Origin of the sequence: Leptolyngbya iicbica LK (assembly GCF_004212215.1) — a bacterium.
Lineage (GTDB): Bacteria > Cyanobacteriota > Cyanobacteriia > Phormidesmidales > Phormidesmidaceae > Halomicronema > Halomicronema iicbica.
Map to the genome: position 1 here is coordinate 1,390,758 of NZ_QVFV01000001.1, position 24,865 is coordinate 1,415,622.

Annotated in this window: 21 protein-coding genes; 10 read left to right on the top strand and 11 right to left on the bottom strand. The window is 55.0% G+C overall.

The genetic code is table 11. From position 1 onward, the window contains the following. Positions 1-22: 22 nt before the first annotated feature. Positions 23-3,361: an Eco57I restriction-modification methylase domain-containing protein gene (locus tag DYY88_RS05865; RefSeq protein WP_236146323.1), complete on the bottom strand. Its 3,339-nt coding sequence runs from the start codon at positions 3,359-3,361 to the stop codon at positions 23-25. A 103-nt stretch (positions 3,362-3,464) separates the two neighbouring features. On the opposite strand from DYY88_RS05865, the gene DYY88_RS05870 reads away from it, so the two are divergent. From DYY88_RS05870 to DYY88_RS05895, 7 genes are all read left to right on the top strand, one after another. Further along, positions 3,465-4,292, top strand: a complete 828-nt coding sequence (locus tag DYY88_RS05870; RefSeq protein ID WP_084607001.1) for a GIY-YIG nuclease family protein — start codon at positions 3,465-3,467, stop codon at positions 4,290-4,292. Positions 4,293-4,844: 552 nt separating this feature from the next. Further along, positions 4,845-5,024, top strand: coding sequence for a DUF4278 domain-containing protein (locus tag DYY88_RS05875; RefSeq protein WP_039725980.1), 180 nt, complete (start codon positions 4,845-4,847; stop codon positions 5,022-5,024). 228 nt (positions 5,025-5,252) lie between these two features. After that, entirely contained in the window at positions 5,253-5,423 is a 171-nt protein-coding gene (gene psb34 / locus DYY88_RS05880) for a photosystem II assembly protein Psb34 (RefSeq protein ID WP_039725981.1), read from the top strand. 70 nt (positions 5,424-5,493) lie between these two features. Beyond that, positions 5,494-5,691, top strand: a complete 198-nt coding sequence (gene pgr5 / locus DYY88_RS05885; RefSeq protein WP_039725982.1) for a cyclic electron transport protein PGR5 — start codon at positions 5,494-5,496, stop codon at positions 5,689-5,691. Positions 5,692-5,937: 246 nt separating this feature from the next. Continuing rightward, positions 5,938-6,435: a hypothetical protein gene (locus tag DYY88_RS05890; protein WP_130199333.1), complete on the top strand. Its 498-nt coding sequence runs from the start codon at positions 5,938-5,940 to the stop codon at positions 6,433-6,435. Positions 6,436-6,460: 25 nt separating this feature from the next. After that, entirely contained in the window at positions 6,461-6,619 is a 159-nt protein-coding gene (locus tag DYY88_RS24425) for a hypothetical protein (RefSeq protein ID WP_207223286.1), read from the top strand. Between the two features lie 170 nt (positions 6,620-6,789). Continuing rightward, entirely contained in the window at positions 6,790-7,881 is a 1,092-nt protein-coding gene (locus tag DYY88_RS05895) for an AI-2E family transporter (protein ID WP_039725985.1), read from the top strand. A gap of 64 nt (positions 7,882-7,945) precedes the next feature. Here the strand turns inward: DYY88_RS05895 and DYY88_RS05900 are convergent, their stop codons facing one another. After that, positions 7,946-9,853 carry an amidohydrolase gene (locus DYY88_RS05900; protein WP_084607002.1) on the bottom strand — a complete coding sequence of 636 codons (1,908 nt, stop codon included), beginning with the start codon at positions 9,851-9,853 and terminating at the stop codon, positions 7,946-7,948. 469 nt (positions 9,854-10,322) lie between these two features. Between DYY88_RS05900 and DYY88_RS05905 the strand changes: the two genes are divergently transcribed. Then, the gene (locus DYY88_RS05905; RefSeq protein WP_039725986.1) at positions 10,323-10,502 is read left to right on the top strand and encodes a DUF4278 domain-containing protein; all 180 of its coding nucleotides are present in this window, start codon (positions 10,323-10,325) and stop codon (positions 10,500-10,502) included. A 1,024-nt stretch (positions 10,503-11,526) separates the two neighbouring features. Here the strand turns inward: DYY88_RS05905 and DYY88_RS05910 are convergent. From DYY88_RS05910 to DYY88_RS05930, 5 genes are all read right to left on the bottom strand, one after another. Further along, positions 11,527-12,525, bottom strand: a complete 999-nt coding sequence (locus tag DYY88_RS05910) for an aldo/keto reductase (RefSeq protein ID WP_044151087.1) — start codon at positions 12,523-12,525, stop codon at positions 11,527-11,529. A gap of 195 nt (positions 12,526-12,720) precedes the next feature. Continuing rightward, positions 12,721-13,152, bottom strand: a complete 432-nt coding sequence (locus tag DYY88_RS05915; protein WP_052288287.1) for a hypothetical protein — start codon at positions 13,150-13,152, stop codon at positions 12,721-12,723. A 140-nt stretch (positions 13,153-13,292) separates the two neighbouring features. Next, complete coding sequence (gene mreD / locus DYY88_RS05920) at positions 13,293-13,877, bottom strand: rod shape-determining protein MreD (RefSeq protein ID WP_044151088.1); 585 nt, start codon at positions 13,875-13,877, stop codon at positions 13,293-13,295. Next, the gene (mreC, locus tag DYY88_RS05925) at positions 13,874-14,707 is read right to left on the bottom strand and encodes a rod shape-determining protein MreC (protein WP_044151089.1); all 834 of its coding nucleotides are present in this window, start codon (positions 14,705-14,707) and stop codon (positions 13,874-13,876) included. Before mreC ends, mreD begins: the two co-directional genes overlap by 4 nt. A 16-nt stretch (positions 14,708-14,723) precedes the next feature. Continuing rightward, the gene (locus DYY88_RS05930) at positions 14,724-15,728 is read right to left on the bottom strand and encodes a rod shape-determining protein (RefSeq protein WP_039725987.1); all 1,005 of its coding nucleotides are present in this window, start codon (positions 15,726-15,728) and stop codon (positions 14,724-14,726) included. Positions 15,729-16,283: 555 nt separating this feature from the next. Here DYY88_RS05930 and DYY88_RS05935 point away from each other — a divergent pair. Beyond that, positions 16,284-16,649, top strand: coding sequence for a single-stranded DNA-binding protein (locus DYY88_RS05935; protein ID WP_039725989.1), 366 nt, complete (start codon positions 16,284-16,286; stop codon positions 16,647-16,649). Between the two features lie 86 nt (positions 16,650-16,735). Here DYY88_RS05935 and fni read toward each other — a convergent pair whose 3' ends face one another. The 4 genes from fni to DYY88_RS05955 form a co-directional block, all read right to left on the bottom strand. Further along, positions 16,736-17,809, bottom strand: a complete 1,074-nt coding sequence (gene fni / locus DYY88_RS05940; protein WP_044151090.1) for a type 2 isopentenyl-diphosphate Delta-isomerase — start codon at positions 17,807-17,809, stop codon at positions 16,736-16,738. 120 nt (positions 17,810-17,929) lie between these two features. Beyond that, a complete protein-coding gene (locus DYY88_RS05945; protein ID WP_039725991.1) occupies positions 17,930-19,417 on the bottom strand; it encodes an MBOAT family O-acyltransferase in 1,488 nt (495 codons plus the stop codon). Then, the gene (locus DYY88_RS05950) at positions 19,414-22,605 is read right to left on the bottom strand and encodes a TonB-dependent receptor (protein ID WP_052288288.1); all 3,192 of its coding nucleotides are present in this window, start codon (positions 22,603-22,605) and stop codon (positions 19,414-19,416) included. Before DYY88_RS05950 ends, DYY88_RS05945 begins: the two co-directional genes overlap by 4 nt. A gap of 634 nt (positions 22,606-23,239) precedes the next feature. After that, positions 23,240-24,268 (bottom strand): tetratricopeptide repeat protein, encoded by a 1,029-nt coding sequence (locus tag DYY88_RS05955; RefSeq protein WP_163685917.1) that lies wholly within the window; start codon positions 24,266-24,268, stop codon positions 23,240-23,242. Positions 24,269-24,660: 392 nt separating this feature from the next. On the opposite strand from DYY88_RS05955, the gene DYY88_RS23995 reads away from it, so the two are divergent. After that, positions 24,661-24,828 (top strand): hypothetical protein, encoded by a 168-nt coding sequence (locus DYY88_RS23995; protein ID WP_165390100.1) that lies wholly within the window; start codon positions 24,661-24,663, stop codon positions 24,826-24,828. Positions 24,829-24,865: the final 37 nt, after the last annotated feature.

Genomic DNA, 24,865 nt, shown 5'->3' on the forward strand with positions numbered 1-24,865 from the left:
AAACGTTCACGGTCTTGGAGACTTATGGCCGATTGAAAGGCATGCGGGGTGGGGCGGTCTTCCACATGAGGTCGATTTCTTCGGGGGTAAGGCCGTAGGCTTGGTTGACCAGATCAGAGATGCGGTGCTCTAGGGTGAGGCCCGCGTTGCGGCGCTGCTGAATGGGGTGGGCGTAGTCGCTGTAGGCTGCTTTGAGTTCTTTGAGGGGTTTGGGGCCGAGGCTACCGGCGGCTTTGGGGCGGCGTTTTTTGACTTCTTTGAGGAAGTCGTCAAGGGGCAGGCTGGCGAAGTCGCTGAGTTTGTTGCCGGGTTTTTCGATGCCGTGTTCGAGCTGGAGCCAGTCGAGGATATCGCGGGTAGCTTCCTGATTAGCTTTGGTGAATTCGATCAGTTGTTGGACGGCAGGTTCGACTTCGGCGCGGATTTCGTCTGTCGGTGGAGCAATGGGAAAGTTTTCGATTAATTCTCCTTTGGGGGTTAGTGCTTCATCTTTCATGTGAGGAAGATAACGCCAGTTGTGCCACCAACCAATCGGTGAATTCAAAACAGCTAGAGGAAACAGCTCCTCCGTGGCTAAAATGAAGCATTTGTTATTTGTGTAATACCCTTCAGTGTCGTAGCAATATGACGGGTGAAACTGGATTTCTTGATAAATTATTTTTGGTTTCTCGAATCTTTTATATTGTGCAGGCATAGATTGAAGCTGCCACCATTCTTGTCTGCCTGCCCTGGAATCAAGTCTTTCTCGGTGTTGCTCAAGATGTTCTTTGACTCCAGGATATTGCTCTATTCTAATATCGGGCGTAGTCATTATCATCCAAAGCTTTTGCCACTCTGAATTCCATCTGTTAATGTCCTGTCCTCTTAGATACGGTTTGATTATTTGCACTGATTGGGAGTCTTTAGAAACAATTTCATCTCTAGTCTCTTGGTCTATTAAAAATGCTTTGTTATAGCCTGTTTTTAAGCCGTATAGAGGAGGAGTTCCAAGGAAATCATTCAGGCAAACGCCTACTACCTTGAGCTTATCCATGAGTTGTTCGACAGCAGGAGATTCTAAGCTCCACTCTTCCTTGCCATAGCGCGCCCAAGGAACCTCGTAACCTTCTTGGTTGATGTATTGAGGGAGGTTGATATTCTCTAGATGTTCCCTTGGCACTGGACACACCTGAACAGGGGCCGCCGCTTCCGGCTTCTCTATCTCTTTTGCTTCCACTGCCTCCGGCTTTCTCACTGAGACAATGCACGGAAACACATCGGCATCCTCAAAAATTGGGGCATGGCCGAAGTCGATGATTTGCTCAAACACACTGTTCTCCGAAAAAAACTGCCGTAGCGGTTCCCCATAGCCCGCCCGCAGCCACTTGTTCGTCACGATGTACGACAAAATCCCATTGGGCCGCAGGATATTCAGCCCCTTTTCGTAGAAATAGACATAGATATCCGCCACACCGTCATAGGCCGCATAGTGCTCTTGCAGATAGGGCTTGAAGGGCGTCAGCAACTCCTGGCGCACATAGGGCGGGTTGCCAATCACCACATCAAACCCGCCACTGGCAAACACCACCGGAAACGCCGCTTCCCAGTCAAAGGCATAGGCCGGGTCAAACGCCGGGTCCGCAATGATGGAGTTGCCCACCTTGATGTTGTTGTCTAGATAGGTCAGCGTCTTGCCCCGCTCCGCCGTCTTCAGCCAGAGGGAGAGCTTAGTAATCTCCACCGACTCCGGCGATAGGTCTACCCCGTAAAGGTTCTGGTTGAGGATGGTCTTCGTCAGGTCAAACAGACTGCGCTGACCGACAAACTCCCCCGACTCATCCTCCGTTTTGAGGGCGGCCAGCCGTTCATTCACTTCCTCATACTTGCGATTCAAAAAGTCAAAAGCCGCAATGAGAAACGCGCCCGAACCGCAGGCCGGATCGATCACGCGGGTTTGGGTCAGCACCTCATCCCGGTAGCGCTCCCAAAACTGAATCTCGGCCCGCTGCCGCTGCCGCACCGCATTGGCGCGAATCTGGTCAATGCCCATGGCTTCCCAGAGGGCATCTTTCTTGCGCTCCAGATATTCGCCCAGCGCCACCCCGACGATGTACTGCGTGATGAACGCCGGAGTGTAATAGACGCCCTGGGTCTTGCGGCGGCCCTGCTTCTGGTCGTATGCCTGGTGGGTCGCCTGGGCGCGCAGTTCCTCCAAATCGGAGACCGACTGCTCAAAGATGTGCCCCAGAATGTTGACCGAGACCTCTGACTCAAAATCGTAGGTGGTGAGCTGGTTGAGCTGGCTACAGAGAATGTCGGAGACCATCAATTGCTCATCGAGCAGCGGGTCGTGGGCAAAGAGACCGCCATTGTAGCCGGGAATCGAAAGGGCGCTGTTGCCCTTGTCCACCGCTTGAAAGACCGCCTTAAAGTTCTCCCAAATCGTGCGCGGACTGTAGGGATCTTGGTGGTCGTGGGCCTGTTGTAGCGTTTTCTCCGGCAGCAGCCCCCGGTCTTCGCAAAAGGCAATGAACAGGATGCGATCGAGCACCTTTTGGGCAGCGGCGATGAGGGTGATGTTGCGCTCGGACAGGTCGGCTGGCCCCATGTGGAGGAAATGCTTGGCGATCGCCAGCCGCACCTTTTTGTAGTCCTGGTAGAGCGCTTTGGTGATGTCTTCATCGGCGTTGGCCGACTCGATGAGCAACTGGTCAATGCGGGATTTGGCTTTGGGGTCCGCCGAGGCGGGCAAAAAGTTGTTGCGACACAGCAGGAAATAGAACTGCTTGAAGGTGTCCAGGTCTTCCAGGTCTTCGAGCCGAAACCGCTCGTAATAAGCCGGGGTTTTACTGGTCTGGTAAAGCCGGATTTCGCGATAGTTCGACACGATCACCCAGCGGCAATCGGGGGTGTAATTGGCATAGCGCCAGCCCTGATCCACCGCTGATTCATGGCGACCCTTGACGGCGCGATCGAGGTCATTGGTGACGCCCTTGAGTTCAATCGGGGCCACCACCCGCCCCTGAAGCTTCACCTTGCCCGAATCTTCCGTCTTGGCATGGAATAGCCCGATCGCTCCGTCCGCTGAACCGCCGCCATCGGCAATGGTTTGTTCGGCGTGCAGCTCCCAGCGATCGCCCCCAATAATCGAGCGGTACCCTAACACCGTTTGAAAGATGTCGTTGAGAAACGGCCCGTGGAGCGAGACTTCCTTGACCTTGGCGAGCCTGCCCGACTTCAGCGAGGTGATCCACTCCTGTACCTTCTGATGGCGATCGGCCAGGTCTGGCGGAAACGTGAAGCCCTTCAGGGCATTCTCGACGGTCTTCTGGTTAAAGAGGGCACCAGCAGCTTTTCCGGTCATGGCGGAGCTTGGAGTCATCAGCGGGCGCGTCCATCATAGCGAAGCGGTCTAGAAAAGACTTCGGTGAGAGACCACCGTCGTCCGGCAGTGCTAGCAGGGCACTTTAGGGACAGCTTTCCCGATGACTATGTCGCTACAACTCGCTGCCTTACCAAACTTAAGCATTCAGCACCTGGACCGCCTGCCCGATTGCCCCGCGATCTACTTTGCGATCGACGATCAGGGCCGCGTGCTCTATGTGGGGCGAGCCAAGAACCTGGCCAACCGCTGGCGCGGCAAAGGGCATCATCGCACTGAGCAACTCAAGCGCATTCATCGGCGGCATCCGGTCACGCTGGCATGGCTCGATTGTGCAGACTGCTGCGAGCGCCTGAAGGAATTGGAAGATCAATACATCGAAGAGTTTCAGCCCCTGCTGAATGGGACCGAAGTCCCGGCGGTTAAAGTCATTCCTGCCGAAACCGTCTTGCAGCAAAGCCTGGAGAAAATTGCTAAGTACGTGGTGATTTTTGGTGTGGTTGAGCCCCCTGACGCAGAGTACCCCACCGTCATCCTCAAATATCTGGGCTGGCAAAGAGAAACCACCAATCTACGCCGCATTTTCAATGGCACAAACCGCAAGCCCTCATCGCTGTATTGGACTGAGTTTGTCCGACGTAATCCAGGTGCTTGGTGGCGATCGCGATGCAATGGGGTGGCATTACAGCTCGGCCCCTGGATTGAGTTACCCGGTATGCCGATGCCCGTGACGGAGGCGATCGCCCGCGATCAGAACTTGCATCCTTTGGCTGGAATCCCACTCCTAACCCTGACGTCTGAAGTGCTGGAGCAGTTACTCCGAAGTGATCCCAATCTGGTGAAGAGCTATCCCAATCTGAAGCCTTATCAAGCCGACCCCATTCCGCTGGTGTGGAAAGACTTTGCAATGAAGCGGGGAAGGGATCAATGATTTACTCTTTCCGTTGTTTGAGCAACTCGGCGGTCGCCCCTCGCATCTACTGGCTCTTTCCAGAGATTCGTCGAGTGGCGTTGATTGCTGTTGCGAGATCGCCCCCGTGCAACGCTCCCGCTGTTGAGAATTTAGGTCTAGCTGCAACAAGCGCCAGCGCGATATCACTGCGGTAACCCCGACCGCAGAGGATTCCTGCCATGAACCCTACCGCTATCACCACCACCCGCCAAACCAACCACCAACGCCGCTTAAAAGCGATTCACCTCTGGTGAGGCTTCGCCAACGACTGCCTCAACGAACACCTCACCACTTAACCCCAGTCTTGACAATCCGTCCCCAGAGTTTGGGCATTCTATAAACGCCATCTCTTGTAGATGGTCTCCTGAATGAAAGGTGGAGCCTCCTCAGCCGCGACAGTCTGGGGAGGCTTTTTAATGCCGCGTGCCATATCACCATTCCCCGTGGGCCAGGAAACACGTTTGGGCCAGGACGCTGTCCGTAAGCGGCTGTTTCCATAAATAACAACGCACCCACAACGGAGCCCCCACGATGAAACTCTCTTTCCTTGGTCAGTCCTACGAAGCGTCCATCCATGCGGTTGACGCCGTCGAGACCAGCGAAACTGCCATCTTCCTCGGCCAACCCTACGCCCGGAAACAGTACACCAACCGCCAACGCCAACAGCCCGCTTCTGAACTGACCTATCGCGGCATTAAGTACACCACTTAAACCATCAACTTATTTCTTTCCTGTTCAACCCCTATCAGACAACTCAAACCCCTGCACTCATCACGGCGCAGGGGTTTTTTGTGGTTCTTTCACCGATCATGGCGCTCTAACCAGAGGAATATTCTGCTAGCGCAAATATTAAACAAAAGCAAATATGTTTACATTCTGTTACAGGTCTGTTACATTTATTTACATAGCAAGCGCATTTAACCCTTGGAGGTTTGGCTCATGTACACCACACAACTAGACAACGGCGTTCTCAATGCATACGCAGTCGAAACAGAAGCTTATTTGGCGGAGTATCCCTCAACTGAGCAGCAGCAGCGTTACATGCTTCAAGGTGCGATGGCTAGTTTGCTTGTAACCGGTTTGTTCCTGGTGGCACTGGCGGTGAGCTAAGCCCGGCTTGGCAATCATGACTCTCCTCTCCCACCGCTTCATCGTCATTTTGAATTAGAGGCTTATCCGAATGTTTGCTCCTTTTATCGTCCTGACTCGTCAACTGATTGGTGACCGCAAGCTCAAGCAGATCCGTGGCCAAGCGATCGCGTTACATTCCAAAGTCATTACAAACTTCTGCAACCGCGTCGGGATTCCTAGTAAAGAGCGGCAGGCGTTTATCCGCATGGCTCGGGACCACGGTAAGACGTTGGGGCTATTAGCCTAAAGCTTTCATTTTCTTCTCCTGGAGTTTGGTTTCTTGACTGTTTCCCCTTGCCGCGCGACAGCGGTGAGGGGATTTTTTTCTTATGTGCGCCGTATCACTCATCCTCAGAAAAACGCTGGTGAATCCTCAGACTTCTCAGGAAGCGATTAAGTCCAGCTCAGATGACGGTCAGGGGGGGCTCAGGTGGGGGGCCGACTATAGAACTCAAGATAAATCAGTCGCAGAAGCGACAAAGGAGTTCAAACCATGAAAGCTCTTGCTGTAACCCTGACCGCTCTGACCGCTGCAACGATCGCCATTGCTCCCGCGAGCTACGCTATCCCTGACTTCAGTGAATTGCGCGAAGAGAACCTGGACAAAGGCGCGATCGACTTTGATCAACTGCGTGAAGAGAACTTAGATAAAGGGGTCATCTACGAAGTAGCCGCTATTGACTTCGACGCTCTCCGCGAAGAGAACTTAGATAAAGGCGCGATCGACTTCGATGAACTTCGTGAAGAGAACTTGGATAAAGGGGCCATCTACGAAGTGGCCGCCATTGATTTTGACGCTCTCCGCGAAGAGAACCTGGACAAAGGCGCGATCGACTTCGATGAACTTCGTGAGGAGAACTTAGATAAAGGGGCCATCTACGAAGTGGCCGCCATTGATTTTGACGCTCTCCGCGAAGAGAACTTGGACAAAGGCGCGATCGACTTTGACCAACTCCGCCAGGACAACCTTGAGAAAGATGCTGTGGCGTAATGGCTCGCCCGTTTGCTGTGGCGTAATGGCTCGCCCGTTAAAGCCGGAGATGGTGCGCTATCTTCACCTGCTCGATGAGCTCTGTGCTGAAGGGCGCAGCGACTCAACTCGCCACCCCACTCCCTCTAGGCCGTCGATGGCTTGGCCGCCCCCGACTCGCGAATCGTCATCACCGACTGCTTAACGCCCACGGTGTTCCCTGCTCTACCCACAGCTTGCCAGCCCCCTTGACGAACAGTCGTTAAGGGGGCTTTATTGTGGTTGCATGTCTAGACTCTAGCGATCGCGCGACTTTGTGTTGCAGGGGTAAAACGTCCGCTATAGTTCTGAGAATCATGATCCAAAGACTCAGCAATGGCTAATTCTTCAGAAAAACGTGGCTTTGTGACTCTGCTGATTGGCCTCGCCAGTCTGGTACTCGTGATCGCTGGAATGCGGGCTGTTTCTGGCCTGCTCGGTCCCATTTTGCTGTCGTTGTTTGTGGTGATGTTGACCAGTCCGTTGATGCAGTGGCTCAAAGCCCGCGGACTGCCCAATTGGCTCGCCTACACGTTAGTTCTGTTAGGGGTAATTTTTGTCGGCTTGGCACTGATTGTGTTTCTCGCGGCTTCGCTGGCGCAGCTTTCAGCCGAACTGCCCAGCTACCGCAACCGGATTGATACCCAGATCACCGCATTTATCCAATGGCTGGATAGTATCGGCATCCAGGCCCGAGATATTCGAGATTTGGAATGGTTCCAGCCTGAGCGGATTTTGCAAGCGCTGTTTTACTTTATTTCGGCGTTGTTCGGTACGGTTTCTAATGTGGGCTTTACCCTGCTGATTTTCATCTACATGCTGGCGAGTGCGGCGAACTTTTCCAGCCGCTTGCGTTATGCATTAGCCACTACCAATCAGCCGATGCTCCAACGGTTTAGCTCTTTTTCTAGCAGCATCAGCACCTATCTCTTAATTAAGAGCTGGTTAGGCGCATTGACCGCCCTGTTGCAAGTGGTGCTCATGTGGATTTTGGGCATCGACTTTGCCGTTTTGTGGGGAGTTTTTTCCTTCCTGTTCAACTTTATTCCCAATATCGGTTTCTATATTTCCTTGATTCCCCCCACGCTGATTGCGTTGCTGACTTTGGGCTGGGCTAAGGCTTTGATTTTTGCCGTGGGCTATACCCTGATCAACAATTTCTTTGATATTGCGATCGCCCCTCGCTATCTCGGCAAAGGGCTGGATTTGTCGACGATTGTCACCTTTCTGGCGGTGGTCTTGTGGGCCTGGATTCTCGGTCCCATCGGGGCGTTTTTGGCGCTACCGCTCACGGTCATGGTGAAAATCTTGCTGCTGGAACCGTTTCCTGAAACCCAGCTGCTGGCGCAACTCATGGGGGCAGGAGAGGCAGGGGAGACGCCCGTTGTGGCTGTCGCCGACAGCGATCGCGAGGCTGACAACTCCTAACGCTGGGCTCAAGTCGGTTGGCAACGGCATCCGCCGCAAAGCGTGGATGGTCGGCGGCGATGCTTTAGCGCTGGTAAACGAGGTGGCCGTTCATCCAGGTTTCTAAGATGGTGATCGCACTAATTTGGGAGGGCGTCACGCGCCGAGGATCGTTATCGAGGATGACGAAATCGGCGAACTTGCCGGGTTCCAGGCTGCCCACCTCATGGTCTGAGTGCAGTTGCCAGGCGGCTTCGGCAGTGACGGCCCGAATCGCCGACTCAACGGTGACGGCTTCCCAGGGGGCGAGGGCGTAGTCTGGCTCTTTTTGGGTGCGGCGGGTCACGGCCGTCTCGATCATCTGGAGGGGATTGGGATCGGTAACCATAAAGTCAGAATGGAGGGTAAAGCCCACCCCAGCGACTTCGCAACTGCGGGCGCGATCGAGCAGTTCGGCTTTTTCTTCGCCAAAAATCTCATCCCGGAAGGCAACGCCCCAGTAGTAGACATGGCCGATCAAAAAGCTAGCTGAAACGCCCAACTCCTTCATGCGGGCAATTTGCTCATCGTGGAGGATGGAACAATGCTCAATTCTGGGCCGCAGCGATCGCACGTCAATGCCCGTGGCTTGGACGGCTTCCAGGGTATCCAACACATTGTCAATGGCGCGATCGCCGTTAGCGTGAATCGCCAGTTGCCAGCCCTGTTGCGATCGCTTCGTGGCCAACCGGGTGAGCTCTTCCGGCTCGGTGTAGGCCAGGCCATAGTTGTCGGTGTTCAGGTACGGTTCTCGCTGCAGTCCGGTGTAGCCCTGGTTTGAGCCATCCGACACCAGCTTGTAACCCGCAATGCGGGCGATCGCATCCCCAGTCTGCGGCTGCAAACCCATCTCATCCCACGCATCGTCATAGGTATAAAACGGATACGCCCGAATCCGAGCCGTCAAATTGCCGGTGGCGGCGGTGGCGTTTAACACCTCTAAATCTGCTGGCCCCAGGCTAAATTCACTCATCGTCGTTAGCCCCACCTGGTTAAACCGCGCCGCGAGATTCAGCAACGCGGCGACCGGGTCCGCATCCGCCAGGGCCGGATATCGGAACAAGACTTGCCCAAAGGCCACATTGTTTTTCATCACCCCGTTCAGGTTGCCCTCAGCATCCCGCACAAATTCTGCACCGGGCGGGTTTGCCACATCGGGAGGAATTTCCGCCGCCGCAAATGCCGCCGAGTTGGCGTAGGCCAAATGGCCCGACGCATTCAGCACAAAAATTGGGTGCTCTGTTGACACGGCATCCAGTTCGGCAAAGGTTAAGGCCTCGGGGCCAGCCTGCACCGACGGATCAAAGTTGCGCGCCACGATCCAGTCGCCGGGGGCGGTGACCGCCGCCTGCTCGCGGAGAAAGTTCAACACTTCCTCAGTTGTGGTGAACCGAGCAATGCCCACATACTCCATCAAGCCGGAAATGAGGGCGCCGGTCACCGCATGCACATGGGGATCGACAAACCCAGGCAACACCGTTTTACCGGCTAAATCAACCTGCGTGGCCTGGTCGCCCGCTAACTGAAGCACCGCCTCCTGCGTCCCCACCGCCAGGATTTGATCGCCCCGGATGGCCATGGCCTCAACCACCGAAAACTCAGCATCCACCGTGAGAATCGTGCCATTGACAAACACCGTGGTGGCGTCTGGGCTGGGGGAAACGATGGACCCCGGTGTGCTGCTGGTTGTTTCGGTCGGGGTAGATTGCGCGTGAGCAAAGGATTTGGGGCCAAAGGCCGCCGCCGCCCCGACGAGAAAGGCCCCCGATCGCATTAAATTGCGGCGACTGATGCGATCGCCCAGGGTCGAGATGTGCCCAAACACTTCATTCGTAAATGCCGTCTCTCTCGCATATTTGACCCAGGCATTCAGAGAGATGCCGCAACACCCACAGTTCAAACTGGGACGGGGCGACTGGGGATTGGACGAGGCGCTAGGTCGAGAGTGAGTCATGGTTACTGGGCCTGCCGTTCAGGCTCTTGAGACGGTGGTTGTTTCGGAGATGCGATTCTCGATTAAACCAAATCGTGGTCTATCCGGTCGCAAGATTATTCACGATGTTTACAAATCGGCCTGTCCAGATAAGTCGTCGGAGCGGGTCCCCAGGGACGGCGCGATCGCTCCCTCCAGGACGCGATCGCGTCCTCCCTACCGACGCTAAGATCCGCTGTTCGTTGTATTTCGGACAGCGCTGGTGCAGACAATCTGAGAGAAGGGTAGCCAGCAGTGATGGTTGCGTGCTTCAAGCGATCGCGCCCCTGCTGGGAATGCTGACCTAACGCCTGCCATCCCTAATCAGACCACGGGCGGTTGAAACCAATATCACACTGCCCGGTGAGCAAGAACACACTTTTGTGCCAGCAAGCTGGCGGAAAGCCGCTGTTTCTATCCTTAACAACGCACCCACTAAGGAGCTACCACAATGAAACTTTCCTTCCTCGGCCAATCCTACGAAACCTCCATCCATGCGGTTGACGCCGTCGAGACTAGCGAAACCGCCACCTTCCTCGGCAAGCCTTATCACCGCAAGCAATACACCGTTAACCAACGCCATCAGCCCAGCACCGAAATGACCTATCGCGGTGTCCGCTACACCGCTTAGATCCAGCTTTTTTGCTTTCCTCCTGCTCAACATAACCAGACAACTCACGCCCCTCTCCAGTCACGGAAAGGGGCGTTTTTTCCGGGTATCGTTCGGTTCTTTTCTCGGTTGCCAGGGTCAATTTCTATCATGGCCACCCAGGACATAAAAAGGGCACATCTTCTCGTAAAGCTTAGAAGATGCGCCGCCATGCTGAATCGATTATGTTGAAGAACAATCAGATCAAAACAAGAATATTTCCAGATCTAAAAATAATTATTTCTTTAAAACGACAACAGCACCCAGAGCGGTTCCCTTGAGTGATCTCCCATCATTAGTCGAGCCTATATGGAGCCGTTTCGATAATCTTTTCGGTGACCTCACGCCCCGTCTTACCGATGACTTAGCTCCCTGCTACAAAACAGAAGAGATATCAAAAACCTGATTGGATGCTGTTGCCTTTGATGACGTTTCAGACGTTAAATCGATAACAAACCTCCTATTTAACGTGGACTGAACGGTCATTTGAAATTGAAGCTCATCGCTTCTTGTTATTAGAATAGCCTCTCGGGGATCAGATCTTTCAGTCTGCAACCAAAGTTCATTTTTAAGTGAGTTGTACTGTCAGGGCACGGTCTTCTTCAAAAGTGACGCTTCGCATCTATCTGCAGTAAAGCTGCTGTAGGCCAATGAATGGCATCTATTGTCAGAGTGAACTAGCAGTGGGCAAAGTCCAGTGATGGGAGTTGATCGACGACCTCAACACCACGATGCCAAGCAGTTAAAGAGATGACGGCGGACCTGGAATGTGCAGCGATTAATTCACCACTGGGTATGCCCCATTGGAATTTGGGCATTGGAGTTTGGGTCAACAAACGACGCCAGCGATGAAGCTGGGGGTCATTAACCGGCCAGTCAGGAGCTCTGAATTAATTTTATCCAGGGGATTTGAGTTCATCACTCTGGAACAGAACAGGGCCGAGATTGCCGATCCCGAACTGACGTTCAATATTCAAAGGATGGCCGTCTGAGAGTCTCTAACGGGTTAGCGGGTCTGGAAGATATTTTGCACCATTTGCTTATCGCTGCGTCTGACCGCATTGTCGAGTTCTAGCACTTCGCCCGCATCAAGCCGCCAGCCCAACGCACCTGTGTTTTGCTGCGCCTGGACCAATGTTTTAGCTCCAGGAATGGGAATGAATCCCTTGCAAAGACACCAGTTCAACGCAATTTGGGCCATCGTTTTTTCCCGAAAGATGGCGATCGCGTTCAGCGTATCCAAAATTGGCTGTACCCCCGGCAGTAATTGGCGAAACACGAAACCGCGTAAACCACTGGGCAACTTACCACCGATTTCATATTTGCCAGTGAGAATGCCCAATGCTAAAGGACTGTAGGCAATCAGCCGAATTCCCAACTCATCGCACACGTCTCGAATGCCCAACTCGGTGACGGGATAGGTTGATAGCAAGGAATATTGCACTTGCAGGGTGGTGACGGGGATGCCGCGATCGCGAAAGCGAGGATAGATTTTTTGCAGTCGTTGCGGCCCAAAGTTCGACAGGCCAATGCCTTTGACCTGACCTTGTTCTACGAGATCCGCCAGCCCGTCTAGTAGAGCGCCCTCTTGCCAGGGGGCATAGTTCGCGGTTGACCAGTGCAGTTGCGCCAAATCGACGGGGCGGCCCAGTCGCTGGGCTGATGCCGCGCAGGCTTGGTGCATTGCCCCCCGAGTCAGTCGCCAGGGATAGGCAGCGAGTTTGGTCGCCAGACAGAGGCGATCGCGATTGGCCCCCTCATAGGCGCTGGCAAATTGCCCCAGCAACGCCTCGCTGCGGCCATTGAGACGGCCCGTACCGTAAGAATCACCTGTATCAAACAGCGTGACACCAGCGCTCACACAATGATTAAAGACGGCCTGCAACTGCTCATCCATCTCTGGCGAGTAACCCCACAGCAGTCGATTGCCCCAAGCCCAAGTCCCACAGCCCATCTCTGGTAGCGCGATCGCCGACGATTGAGCCACTTCTGTCGTTTGCGCCATGGGTGTCATTCTCCCAACAACCTCTCTGGCAAGTAGGATAGGCGATCGCCGACCAGACTAACTCCGTAGTGGCCCGAACTGAACTGAGAGGATGCGGGAGAGTCCAGATCCATCAAAGCCAAATTTTCTCCCAGATCAATCCAGTGCCCGACGGTGAAGTGCCGAGACGGCGGTTCCCACTAACAATCCACATTTTTAAGCAGTTTGAAAATGCTGATCGAGCTGCTGGGTTAACAGGTCGTGAACTCTAGCCAACGTCGGTTCGTCTGGGCGGTGTGACAGCATCTCAGCCATGCACTGAACAAAGTCCCAGTTAATCGCTGCCCCGTCTCGAATCGTTTTACTCGCGGCATAATAGGCGACTTCTGGGGGTACATCCAGTTCTTCTGTTTCCCCGGTAGTCAGGGCTTGCGTCGGTTTACCAGAGACCACTTTACCCCGCAGGGTAATCTGAAACCACGAGATCGCCTCATCCTGCAGATCGACGGTGACATCAAAATAGGATTCTTGGCCTTGATACCAAAGCCGCTTGGTTGGGGGGCTCTTGGCTGAGGCCTTGATCGAGTTAGTGTTGACCAGGCGTAGAGACTTGCCCAAGGCCTCTAACTCAGACTTTTGGATTTTCATGGGGAATGCTGTAGACCGGCGACATCAACAACTTAGCTTTACGGCTACGTTGTGCCTACCTCCGGAGGCGCAATCTCTAAACCGTCCACGATCGAGCAATACTTGACCGAGGGAAACGATGATATCTCCCTGCTTTACCCCTAGCTACTCGGCGGCGACATGATCTGCTCGTAATGCGCCCACCAGCGACTCAGGGGATAGTAAATCGCTGGCGCCCACAGGCTACTCAAAATAGCGGAACTCAGCGCAATGCGCTGATGCTGTAGCCAAATGGCAGGCACACCCGGATAGGGAGAGCTGCTGATCACGAGCTGATGAGCCGTGATTTGTAGCGCCATCACGGTCTGGGCAATGACGGTCATGCCAAAGACAATAATCGCGACAGAAATAAAGTCTTCCTGAATGAAGCGTTGCTTTTGGATGCGCGCCGTTAGAAAACCCACCAGGGTTAGCCCCAAAGTATGGGTGGGAAAATATCCCGTCAGACCGTCATGCACAAGTCCCAAAATGAAGCCCGCGATCGCCCCTTCGACACCAGTGCGTTGCACACTCCAAGCGACCAACCACACCAGCAACCAACTGGGCCCTACCCCGAGCAGCACCATCCCTGGTAACCGCATGGGCAACAGCAAAGTACAGACGAGGGCTGAGCCAATGACAACACCAATATTGATCCAGCGATAACGACGACGCTGGGCCAAACTCACGGGGCGACTGGTGGTCATGGCGTGCGATCGCCCTCCGCCTCATTTTCCTCTTGCCGATTAGGAATCACCTCTTGCAGGGTATCTCGCGCCTCTGGAATCGTAATGTCTTTCGGGGCAAAGGGAATGACCTCGACCCATTCGACAATACTCAACGGCGCGGTGAGTTCCACCGTCACTTCGGGAGCTGGGCTTTTGGCTAAATCGAGTGCCACTACCCGCCCAATCGGAATGTCTTGGGGGAACAGCTTGCTGTAAGCAGACGTGGTGACCACATCTCCCACCTTGACATCGGGATCTTTGTCAAAAAATTCCAATACGACCTGTTGTCCCATCGTGCCCTGAATGTAGCCAGTGGCGCGACTGCGACTAATCCGTGCGCCCACCCGACTGGTGGGATCACTGACCAACAACACCCGACTACTATTCGGCGAGACCGCAATCACGCGGCCCACGAGGCCACCCGGCCCTGTCACCACGTCATCAAGCGTAATCCCATCTTGTTCACCACGGCTGATGATGATTTGCTGCCACCAATCACCCGCACTGCGGCCAATGACAGCAGCAGAGACGCCCTCAGCAGGCAGTGAGCTTTCACCTTCGACAATTTGTCGGAGCGATCGATTTTGACTTTCGAGTTCTACCAAGCGCTGCTGCAATTCTTGCGCATAACTCGATTGCAACATGGCCTCACGAGATGGCCCGGGATGAAAGGGGCGCGTGACCCAGCGATACATTTCATAGATCACAGCACCACCGCTGTCACGCATCCCTAACGCCGCGACAATCACCAAGACCACTAATCCGGTCTTGAGGGCATATTGATTCCACCAGCGCCGCAGGGCAAACATGGCTATTCAACCTACCTTAAATACCGGAACTACCGCTGAAGACTCGACCCATCTGACTGAAGTTTTCGAGCACTCGTCCAGTGCCCAGAACAACACAGCTCAATGGATCGGCCGCCACATGAACGACAATGCCCGTCTCATGGCTGAGCAAAGTATCCAGTCCCTGTAACAGCGCTCCACCACCGGCCAACATGATGCCGCGATCGATAATATCGGCGGCCAGTTCGGGCGGCGTGCGTTCCAGCGTCCGCTTCACAGCTTCGACGATCACAGCTAAGGGCTCAGCCATGCTCTCGCGAATCTCACCCGCTTTGACGGTGACAGTGCGGGGCAAACCAGATAACAAGTGGAGTCCTCGCACATCCATGATGAGCTCATTGTCATCAGCACTGGGATAGGCTGAGCCGATCTTGATTTTGATTTCTTCAGCGGTGCGCTCACCCACCACCAAGTTGTGGACTTTTTTGAGATATTGCGTGATGGAATCACTGAGTTCATCGCCCGCGACTCGCACAGACTCACTGAGTACAGTGCCTTGCAAGCTCAAGACTGCGACTTCGGTGGTGCCGCCGCCAATGTCAATGACCAGGTTGCCTGTCGGTTCGGCCACCGGCAAGCCAGCGCCGATCGCAGCCGCCACAGGTTCATCAATCAAATAAACCGTGCGCGCCCCGGCCTGTTGTGCGGCATCCATTACCGCGCGACGCTCAACGCCAGTTACCCCACTGGGAATGCCAATAACGATGCGCGGCGAGACGAGGGTGCGGCCCTCATGCACCTGCCGGATGAAATGCTTCAGCATTAATTCGGCAGTATCAAAGTCAGCAATTACCCCATCCCGCAGAGGCCGGAGTGCTGCCACGTTGCCAGGGGTACGCCCGAGCATGCGCTTAGCTTCTTCGCCCACGGCTAAAGGTTTCTTTTCTACCTGGTCAATGGCAACCACCGAGGGCTCTTGTAGAACCACTCCTTTGCCCGAAACATACACCAGCGTATTCGCGGTGCCCAGATCAATACCCATGTCTCGGGAGAGTGAAAAACGGTCGAACAACGCCACGAGACTTAGCCCCCAAACGAACGAAATGGACGGTTACATATAAACTCGCCGAACTTAATGCTAGGCCATAGATGGCCGATTGGTATTGGAACCACTATTTGCCGAGACACTAATTCAGGGAACGTCTGTTGCAGTTGCAGTACAGACGAAGTGGATTCTATTACGTTTCGTATCAATGCGTCTAGCGGGTGATTGTCCTCAGTCGAAGTAAAATTGCCGCCGTTGTGATGTGAAATGTGGCCGACGCGGGCATCCCACACTGACAAAATTGAGGCCAGCCGGGGTAACTCAGCCACGATCGCAGGCCGTCTTTTTAGCTGTCCTCAGTCTTCCGGTAGCGATCGCCCATTTCAGGAGAAAAGTACGTCCGCTATTGTAAATTTGCGGCACACTGAACGAAGGCATAGTCGCTGGCGGCCAAGGCTGCGGAAACTCGCGAGAGCTTTGGTACAGTGAGCGACGAGGCGCATGCGGCGAGCCATTCCACTGCGTAGACAAAATCAGGAGACAGTCTGACTTATGAGCATCAATTCTGTAACCCTTGTGGGCCGAGCAGGACGTGACCCCGATGTGAAATATTTTGAGTCGGGCAGTGTGGTCTGTAAGTTTTCCCTGGCCGTCAACCGCCGCACGCGCAATTCTGACCAACCCGACTGGTTCAATTTGGAGATGTGGGGACGCACCGCCGAGATCGCCGCGAACTACGTGCGGAAAGGCAGCCTGATTGGCGTAAGCGGAGCCCTCAAACTCGATCAGTGGAACGATCGCTCCACCGGAGCCTTACGGACGTCTCCCGTCATCCGGGTTGAGCGCTTGGAACTGTTAGGCTCGAAGCGAGACAACGAAGCCGCCATGGATGCCAATTACGCTGACGACGAGTTTTAACGGACCATCAGCGTGACCTCCATGGCCTGCCACAGCATGGTGAGCCCGGTGTCAGGAGGATTTTTATGAATCAGTTCCTCGATATTTCAAACGAGTTTTAGGGAGTTTGATTGCCGGAGTGCGGTGAAGTCAGGGTTGCCCGTGCAGAGCAACACGGTGCGCAACTCTTCTAGCAAGCACTCGGCAAGCAAAGCCACACTCTCTTCGGAGTCGTTGGCCGCGAGCAAAAACGGATGTGCTAGACCCACTAAGTCCGCTCCGAGGGCGATCGCTTTAGCAACCTGCAAGCCGTTGCGAATGCCGCCTGAGGCAATCAAAGGAATCTCTAGAGCGACGGCGCGGATCTGGGTCACACACGCTGCCGTGGGTAGGCCCCAATCGGCAAAGGTTTGCCCCAGTCGTCGCTGACGCGGATCGGTAGCCCGACCGCCCTCCACCTTGGCCCATGAGGTGCCCCCCGCCCCGGCGACATCAATAGCGGCAACTCCAGCATTAATGAGTTTTTGGGCCATCGCTGCTGAAATGCCGTTGCCCACTTCCTTGGCAATGATCGGCACGGGCAATCGCTGACACAGGGTGGCAATTTTGTTCAACAGGCCGTGAAAGTTGCGATCGCCCCGCGTTTGCACGCTTTCTTGCAGGGGATTCAAATGCAGAATCAGCGCGTCCGCTTCGAGGCCATCCACCACCCGCTGACACTCCGCCAAGCCGTAGCCATAGTTGAGCTGCACGGCGCCCAAATTGGCAAACAGCAGGGCATCCGGAGCGTACCGCCGGATGGCAAAGGTTTCCATCACGTCCGGCGCTTCTACGGCCACCCGCTGAGAGCCGACGCCCATCGCGAAGCCAAAGGTTTGGGCCGCGATCGCGAGCCGCGTGTTAATCAGCCGCGCTTGCTCTGTGCCCCCCGTCATGGAAGAAATCAATAAGGGAGCGCCTAATGACTTGCCCAAAAACTGGCTCGATACGTTCAGCCTGTCCCAGTCCAGCTCGGGCAGGCAGCAGTGCTCAAAGCGATACTTTTCTAATCCAGTAGTAATTTGCTGGCACTGCACATCTTGCTCTAAGCAGACGCGAATGTGATCGGCTTTGCGCTGTTGGGTTTCGGGGGCCGCTGCTACGAGATCATTGGCAACAGAAGTCAAGGAGGAAGCAGTCATAAATCCAGATAAATGCCATGCAACTCAGGCTCGGTCTGATGCGCGACGACAGAGTATTCGCCCTCAGAGCCCAGCTCTGAAGTAGTGTCCCACAGGATCTTGTCGGGTTTCTCCGTCCGGTTAGAAGTCGAAATAAATGTATGAAAGGGTCTCACTGGGAGCAAGTTGCCACGCCGTGAAGAGCATCAGCGGCACCAGCAGTAACTTAACCGGCCAGTTGAGCTGGAGCTTGAACTCGCGCTGCGCAAAATAGAGGAACATCATCACGCCGACCAGCAGCCAGAGCAGGCTCCAGAGCTGGGGCGCAGTTAAACCCAGGGATTCGACATAGACCTTTTGGGCAAATTGCGCGTCACTGTTGACGCCCCACAGCTTTTGCAGCGCCAGGGTAAATTGCCGGGGTTCTGGCAGGCGGAAAAAGAGCCAGCTAAAGAACACCAGAAATTGGGTCGCGGCCCAGGCGGTGACCACTCCCCAAGGTTGCTGCCAAAATTGCTGCAAGGGCTGCCAACCTTGAGCGATCGCGTGATTCAGCCGATGCACGATGAGCGCCAGACCGTGAATACCGCCCCAGATCACAAAGCCCCAGGTATTGCCATGCCACACGCCAGCAATCAACATCACAATCATCAGGTTGATAGCCGTTCTGGATAACCCCTTGCGAGAGCCGCCGAGCGGGAAATACAGGTAATTACGCAACCAATCACCCAGGGTCATGTGCCACCGTCGCCAAAAGTCGGCGATGCTGGTGGTCATGTAGGGAAAATTGAAGTTTTGCGGCAGGTTAATGCCCATTAGCAAGGCGCTGCCGCGCGCGACATCCACATAGCCGCTGAAATCGAGATAGAGCTGCAAGCCATAAGCAAAGATGGCGAGCCAGAGATCCCAACTCCCGGCCCGTTCCAAATTATCCAAACTCAGGTTGACGAGGGTACCGATGTGATCCGCAATGAGGACTTTTTTCACCGCCCCGATGCCGATGAGCCACAGCCCTTCCACCGCCCAACTAAAATTCAGGCTGGGTTGGCTGGTCAACTGGCTGGTAAAGCTGTGGAAGCGGGTAATCGGCCCAGAGATCAGTTTGGGAAAGTACAGCTTGTAAGCGGCAAACTCCGGCAGGCTATTGGTGGCAGGGGCACCGCGATAGACATCGACCAGGTAAGCGATGCATTCAAAGGTGAAAAAGCTGAGGCCGAGCGGAAAGGCGATCGCGAGCCAACTACCATCCGCCACGTCAGGATTAAAGCCCTCGGGCACGAGCCATTTGAGCCAGGTTTCCACATATTTGAACCCCAGGAGCAGCAACACATTGAGGCCGACACCAAAGGTCAGCCAATAACGCCGTCGCCGATACCACTGCTGCTCGGCCATTTGCCACTGCTCGTTGGAGACGCGCCAGTCGGCGGGCATTTGCAATATTCGTCCTAGCCAAAAGTTGATCGCCACCAGGGCGAGCATTAGCGGCACGTAGTGAACTTGCAGCGAGGTGTAAAATACGATGCTGGCAATCAGCAACAGCCACGTCCGCAGCGATCGTCGGGCTAGCGCCCAATACAGACCCACGACGCTGAGCAAAAATAGGCCATACAGAATCGAAGGTAAGGTCATGGCGACAGACGATCAGGATTAGCAGCAGACAAATCACGGGCACGGGGCCAGGGGATCATGGGATCCTGAGCCAACCGCAACGATACCTGATAAGCCCCATAGCGATTCAAATGGCTGGGATCAGAGAAGTAATCGTAACGATTGGTCCAGACTTGCCCCAGATCACGGAAGATGAAATCCTCTTCGGTGGCGGAATAGCGCAGCATGAGTCGCTGAAAATCCTCTTCGGCATCGCTGCGATAGCCATCCAAATATTCGTCAGTCAGCGGCGTATTCACGAAAATGACGGGAATGTTTCGCTGCTGGGTATAGTCCAGCAATTGCTCAAAGGCAGCGGTTTGTTTGCCTTCCAAGGCAAAGTCTTCGTAGTCGCTATCGTAAGCACCCGCCACCCGGGCATACAGCTGAAAATAGGTAGCAGGGTTGAACCGCACGTCCAAGGCCAGGAAACCGTCAAAGTCGATTTGGCTCCCTTCGGGAATGGCGAGGTCAGAGGTATTGGGACTGGAAGCCGCATCGGGCGAGGAGCTGATAGAAGCGGTCAGGGGGGTCAGCAGGCGATCGCGGACAAAGGCTTTCAATTCGTCACGGTCTGGATAAATGGCAGAGCGCTCTCCCAGTTGGTCACTCAAGGTCTGATCAAGCGCCTGGTAACTACCTCGCAGCGCCTCCCCAATGGCTTGGGGTTCGTCATCAGTCACATTGACTACCGCATCGGGATCATCAGCATTAGCGGTGACCACTTCGGGATTGCGGCGACCCAGTTCGCGATAGCCGTCTGAAGCTTCGATCGCATTGAACGTGATATCCGTGCGACCACTGTTAAACGCCCGCGCCCCATCGGCCCAAATGATGATGCGCGGCAGTTGATCAGGCTTCAGTACACGGCGAATCGTCAGATCCACAACTTGAGCAGTGGAGCCATTGACCCCGAAATTGAACACGCTCAGTTCGCCCTGCCCTAAAGCGGCCAACTCGCGCTGCAACGCCGCCGGATCAACCCCGCGCAAAGCCCGTGAACTGCCAATCACTAGCACATCAGGCGGCCCGGACTCCGCCAAAAGCTGATGGTACAGCGCCAGCTTTTCATCCATCTGCTGACTGCGGAAGGAGGGATACGGGGAGTGAGACAGGAGATCGGTAGTGGGAGCCAGGGAGCGATCGGGACTCGCAACCAACTGTTCATCGTTGAAAACCGAATCCGTGGCTGCCGTTGATTCATCGGCGTCCGGTCCAGGGAGTGCCGGTAACTGCTGCTCGGCCAACCAGTCTTGGCGTTCCCATGCATCATCGGTCAGGGCATCGTTAGCCGCCGTGTTGACCACCGACTCGCTGGTTTCAGCCGCACTCGCGGCGTTCCGGTTATCAGCCACTGGCCCTGGCTTCACCAACTGCCCAAACACCCAATCAACTTGTAAGGCCAACAAGATGCCGACAGTCGCCCACACCAGACCGATTTTGACGGCATCCTGGCTGTCTTCGGCGGTCAGGGGGGTCGGCGTGCGGGTCAACTCTTGTTGGGGCACCACGAGCTGCGTGTCGTACAAAAATTGGCGTACCTGATCGCGGCCCTGCTGCCAAGCAGTTTGGAAGGCACGAGCGATCGCTCGCGACTCGGCTTCGGCATTGGACTCATCCCCTTCAGACGGCGACAGCAAATCGCCCACATATTGATCGGAGACCGCAAACATCGACTCGGCCTTGGGAACGATCGCCGGTCGGGCCTCCAAGTCTTTGCCAAAACTCCAGGCGGGACGCTGTTGCCCGGCGCGCCGACCGTATAACCGCAACCCCTTGATGTCGGACAGATTAACGACTTCTAGAAAATCTAGAATTTGCGGCACCACTTGTCGCCGGGTTGGACAAATCGGCGCATCGGCCATGATGTGGAGTAGCTGATCGCGCTGCAACGCCTGAATACGAATGCCCCCAGTCGCGAGTTGGGCCTCCAAGTCAGGATTTAACAAGCGCGTCAACAAATATGCTAACGCTGCTAAATTGCCCTGTTTCGCCAACTCGGTCGGCGCGATCGCCAGGTCAGGATGCTCCAAAGCCGGTAGGTTCAGGCAGCGGACCCAATCAGGGGTGTCGGCGTCCGGGGCCTGACCGTACACCATGAGTCGATGCACCCCTTGGGGAGCCAACTCTTCCAACAACGGCGCAATCGCCGCCATGACAGCCGCTTCATCGGGAATCGCGGGCGGCTCTGCGGTGAGCCGCGATCGCATGATGCAGTGCAGACTCTCATCCTTGCGCTCCATCGTGACGGCTGCTGCCTGCTCCCGGAGGGCAGCGTCGAGCAATCGGGCAATGGCCCCTTCGTCTCCCCAACGCGCCCATTCCCGCAACATCTCATCAGCCGGCGTCAAGTCAACACGCAGACTCCAATCTGGCGTATCTTCGCCATGCACCTGAATGACAATGGCCGCATCTTTGAACTGCGACAATTCGAGCTGCCGCAGTCGTTCCGTCACGGGTTCCGCAATCAACAGCGGGTCAGGGCTATACGCCGCCTCGCACCACACCCAGAGCCGTTGGCGATCGCTGGCACTCTCCTCGGCATGCGCTTCTGTGTCAGTGGTCGCGTCAGGATGTCCTGGCACGGGGCGCGACGCCGCCCGCACACTCACCCAAACCCCCACATCGAGGGAGCTCAAGACTTCGCTGAGGTACCAAGCGATCGCGTCGGCATCGCCCTGCTTAGCCAGACTTAAATGCGACAGCACAATGGCAGTGGTCGAGTCATCGGGTAACGGGTCGTTCACCCCAGACGGGACGCCATTAGGGGCAGCCCCATCGTGTTGCACCGCATCCGCAATTTTGAGCGACGCCCCGGCCTGCTGCTGCAGCTGCACCTGATGGTGCTCTAAACGATTGAGATAAATCGGTGCTGTCCAGTCGGGCTGCGAGTGACCGCGACGGCGACTGTAAATGTAGAGCTGATAAGCCTGGGGATAAACCGTGGTAATGACGTCCGTGCCAGCCGGATGATGCATGAGGGCATCGACCAATCGCGTCACCGCTCCCGACTGATGTAAGCGATGGGGCGTTTCAGTCAAGACATGCAAGACATTACCCCGCAGCCGCATTTGGACACGGGCATTCGAGGCAAACAGGTGAGCAATCCAGTCATTGAGGGATTGCTCAGCATTGGGCATCGGCGGCTTGGTAAACGGCTTGGCAGTCATAAAACCGGACTACGTTAGATCGAGCGGCAGCATGGAGCCACAACCCTCAAAATATAGCTGTGAAGGATATCGCAGTCTGCCGAATCTCACCAGTCAATCCGCAAAAAAAAGCAGATCTTTGCATTTTTCCCAAAGGTTGACAAGTGCACCAGCTTAGGGGTTGCGTTAGCCACACCCAGACTGGGGGCCGTCTGGCTAACTCACATCCCAGCGATCGCGGTTGATTACACCTTAGCGCTGGCGTTTTGCTTTGTGGAGCCTGCGAGTACCGCCACCTCTGATCATTCATCTCAGAACGGGGAGTCAGCACCCCCCTGACGGCTATGGTAGACACGGTCAAGAATTAGTTAGGTTTTCGTCAGTGATTATCAAAATCCGGCTAGATCCGGCCACGATTGCCCCAGCGCAGGAAAACTAACGCCGCTGCCCTCCCCAAAGCCACAATCTAAAGCCGCAATCTACCGTGACACGCCGAAATCTACCGTGATGGGACGAGATATCGGATGCCGAACTGATTCACGTCTCATTCCTTAGGAATGGGAATTTGATTAAGTGTGAACAGCCGTCTCGGCTGTTCAAGCGCAGGCAAGATGCCTGGCCCGACAAAACTTGGATTTTATAAAATCCTAATTCCTTAGTATTGGCGGCTCTGAACCACCTGCTGAGCGTAGTACCCGGCGATCGCCGGATGGCCGGCCTTGCTGTACAGCTCACTCAAGCGCTGCCAAATCACAATTTCAGGTGCCACGAACGGCAGCGTTTGGTAAATGGCTAGCGCTGACTGCAGGTAGGCGATCGCCAGATAGAAATGCCGGGTTTGTTCGCACAAATTAGCGATCTGCATCAGCAAGGCAGCAGCGTCTGGACGCACATCTTGATCAGTCGAGAGATCATTTAGGACATCGATCGCCGCTTCAAAACTGCCTAACGCCAGCCAAGCATCGCCCTGTTGGGCATAGACGCGGCCTAAATAATCCAGCGTCAGGGCCAGCCCCAGACAATCATCGTCGTTTTGCTGCCACAGCTCTAGCGCTGCCTGAAAGTGGGTTTGGGCATGCTGATGCTGTCCCTGGTGATAATAAGCCAGGCCCAAATTGTGATGCACGATCGCCCGCGGGTGAGACACTGGCACTTCTTCCAGCACAGCGATCGCCGCCCGAAATCGCGTTTCTGCTCGCGCAAATTGCTGCTGATCAAAATAGATCAAGCCCAAACCATTCAAACACCGACCCATCGCCAAACGATGACCAGCTTGGGTGGCAAAGCTCAACACCTGCTGATATGCCTGAATCGCGGCCTGCCAGTCGCCCTGGGTATGCAGCACCGCCGCCCGGTTGCACTGTTCAGCAGCCTCAATATCCTGTGGCGTTAGCGGCTGATGGTCAGCGTTTGAGGTGTTAATAGCCATTTTCGATAACGCCGCGATCGCTTGCTCAGCGGCAATCATCCAACCTTGATGACCGATTTCACGTCCCATGCCTAACAACTCCTGAAATGCTCGCTGCGCCCCAACCAGTTGTCCCTGTGCCTGATGCTGCCAACCCTGCACATACAGCCGCGAGCAAGGAGACAAATGAAACAACTGCCACCATCGCGCGACTGCGGTTGCGCCCTGACGTTCACCAAGGCGAGGATACGTTGACACCGCTGGGCTAGAACACATTGCAACTTGGGTCTGAGCAGAAGAGAACAACATTGGTGGGGGCTCCATCTCGTTAATTAGCAGTATGTAAGACGCCCACTATTAAAGGGATTCAGCTTCCAGACAAGTGCTTGGCAGTTTTCGGCAAAGCTGCCAAAACAACCCGATCAACAGCACGCTCCCAGCCGCACTGCTGCCCCATAGCGGCCAGCCCGTCCCTGCGCCAACCCCCGATCCATCCCCGACCCTCACAAATTGCGATCCTGTCCCTTAAATTGAAGTGAGAACAGTCGGCCACCCGCAGGACTTCAAAATTGGTTGCTATGACTTCGACACCTAAAGATTTTCAACAAAATCCCGAGAGATCTCAGCGAGTGAACAGTACAGGCGTCTCAAGTGTGGTAATAAGCCTCATGACAGGGCCTTTTTTGGTCACCCTCATGGGCGCTCGCACCCTGGCGGAAGCTTTAGAACAGATCGGCATTGTGAGCGAAGAACTCTTTCGCGGTGTTCGCTTGCCGAGCTTGCACGATATGGAAACGACTCGCGAGCGCACAATTGACGATACGGATAGTGAATAATGCTCAAAACTCTTAAGTAAATTGGCTGCCCTGCTTT

What these genes read in the sequence shown, in the direction of transcription:
- DYY88_RS05945 (WP_039725991.1), bottom strand. Translation starts at nt 19,417, where the DNA reads ATGACCTTACCTTCGATTCTGTATGGCCTATTTTTGCTCAGCGTCGTG.
- mreD (WP_044151088.1), bottom strand. Translation starts at nt 13,877, where the DNA reads ATGACCACCAGTCGCCCCGTGAGTTTGGCCCAGCGTCGTCGTTATCGC.
- DYY88_RS05930 (WP_039725987.1), bottom strand. Translation starts at nt 15,728, where the DNA reads ATGGGTATTGATCTGGGCACCGCGAATACGCTGGTGTATGTTTCGGGC.
- DYY88_RS05865 (WP_236146323.1), bottom strand. Translation starts at nt 3,361, where the DNA reads ATGACTCCAAGCTCCGCCATGACCGGAAAAGCTGCTGGTGCCCTCTTT.
- DYY88_RS05950 (WP_052288288.1), bottom strand. Translation starts at nt 22,605, where the DNA reads ATGACTGCCAAGCCGTTTACCAAGCCGCCGATGCCCAATGCTGAGCAA.
- DYY88_RS05900 (WP_084607002.1), bottom strand. Translation starts at nt 9,853, where the DNA reads ATGACTCACTCTCGACCTAGCGCCTCGTCCAATCCCCAGTCGCCCCGT.
- DYY88_RS05895 (WP_039725985.1), top strand. Translation starts at nt 6,790, where the DNA reads ATGGCTAATTCTTCAGAAAAACGTGGCTTTGTGACTCTGCTGATTGGC.
- pgr5 (WP_039725982.1), top strand. Translation starts at nt 5,494, where the DNA reads ATGTTTGCTCCTTTTATCGTCCTGACTCGTCAACTGATTGGTGACCGC.
- fni (WP_044151090.1), bottom strand. Translation starts at nt 17,809, where the DNA reads ATGACTGCTTCCTCCTTGACTTCTGTTGCCAATGATCTCGTAGCAGCG.
- DYY88_RS05935 (WP_039725989.1), top strand. Translation starts at nt 16,284, where the DNA reads ATGAGCATCAATTCTGTAACCCTTGTGGGCCGAGCAGGACGTGACCCC.
- psb34 (WP_039725981.1), top strand. Translation starts at nt 5,253, where the DNA reads ATGTACACCACACAACTAGACAACGGCGTTCTCAATGCATACGCAGTC.
- DYY88_RS05890 (WP_130199333.1), top strand. Translation starts at nt 5,938, where the DNA reads ATGAAAGCTCTTGCTGTAACCCTGACCGCTCTGACCGCTGCAACGATC.
- DYY88_RS05905 (WP_039725986.1), top strand. Translation starts at nt 10,323, where the DNA reads ATGAAACTTTCCTTCCTCGGCCAATCCTACGAAACCTCCATCCATGCG.
- DYY88_RS05915 (WP_052288287.1), bottom strand. Translation starts at nt 13,152, where the DNA reads ATGAAAATCCAAAAGTCTGAGTTAGAGGCCTTGGGCAAGTCTCTACGC.
- DYY88_RS23995 (WP_165390100.1), top strand. Translation starts at nt 24,661, where the DNA reads ATGACAGGGCCTTTTTTGGTCACCCTCATGGGCGCTCGCACCCTGGCG.
- mreC (WP_044151089.1), bottom strand. Translation starts at nt 14,707, where the DNA reads ATGTTTGCCCTGCGGCGCTGGTGGAATCAATATGCCCTCAAGACCGGA.
- DYY88_RS24425 (WP_207223286.1), top strand. Translation starts at nt 6,461, where the DNA reads ATGGCTCGCCCGTTAAAGCCGGAGATGGTGCGCTATCTTCACCTGCTC.
- DYY88_RS05955 (WP_163685917.1), bottom strand. Translation starts at nt 24,268, where the DNA reads ATGTGTTCTAGCCCAGCGGTGTCAACGTATCCTCGCCTTGGTGAACGT.
- DYY88_RS05870 (WP_084607001.1), top strand. Translation starts at nt 3,465, where the DNA reads ATGACTATGTCGCTACAACTCGCTGCCTTACCAAACTTAAGCATTCAG.
- DYY88_RS05910 (WP_044151087.1), bottom strand. Translation starts at nt 12,525, where the DNA reads ATGGCGCAAACGACAGAAGTGGCTCAATCGTCGGCGATCGCGCTACCA.
- DYY88_RS05875 (WP_039725980.1), top strand. Translation starts at nt 4,845, where the DNA reads ATGAAACTCTCTTTCCTTGGTCAGTCCTACGAAGCGTCCATCCATGCG.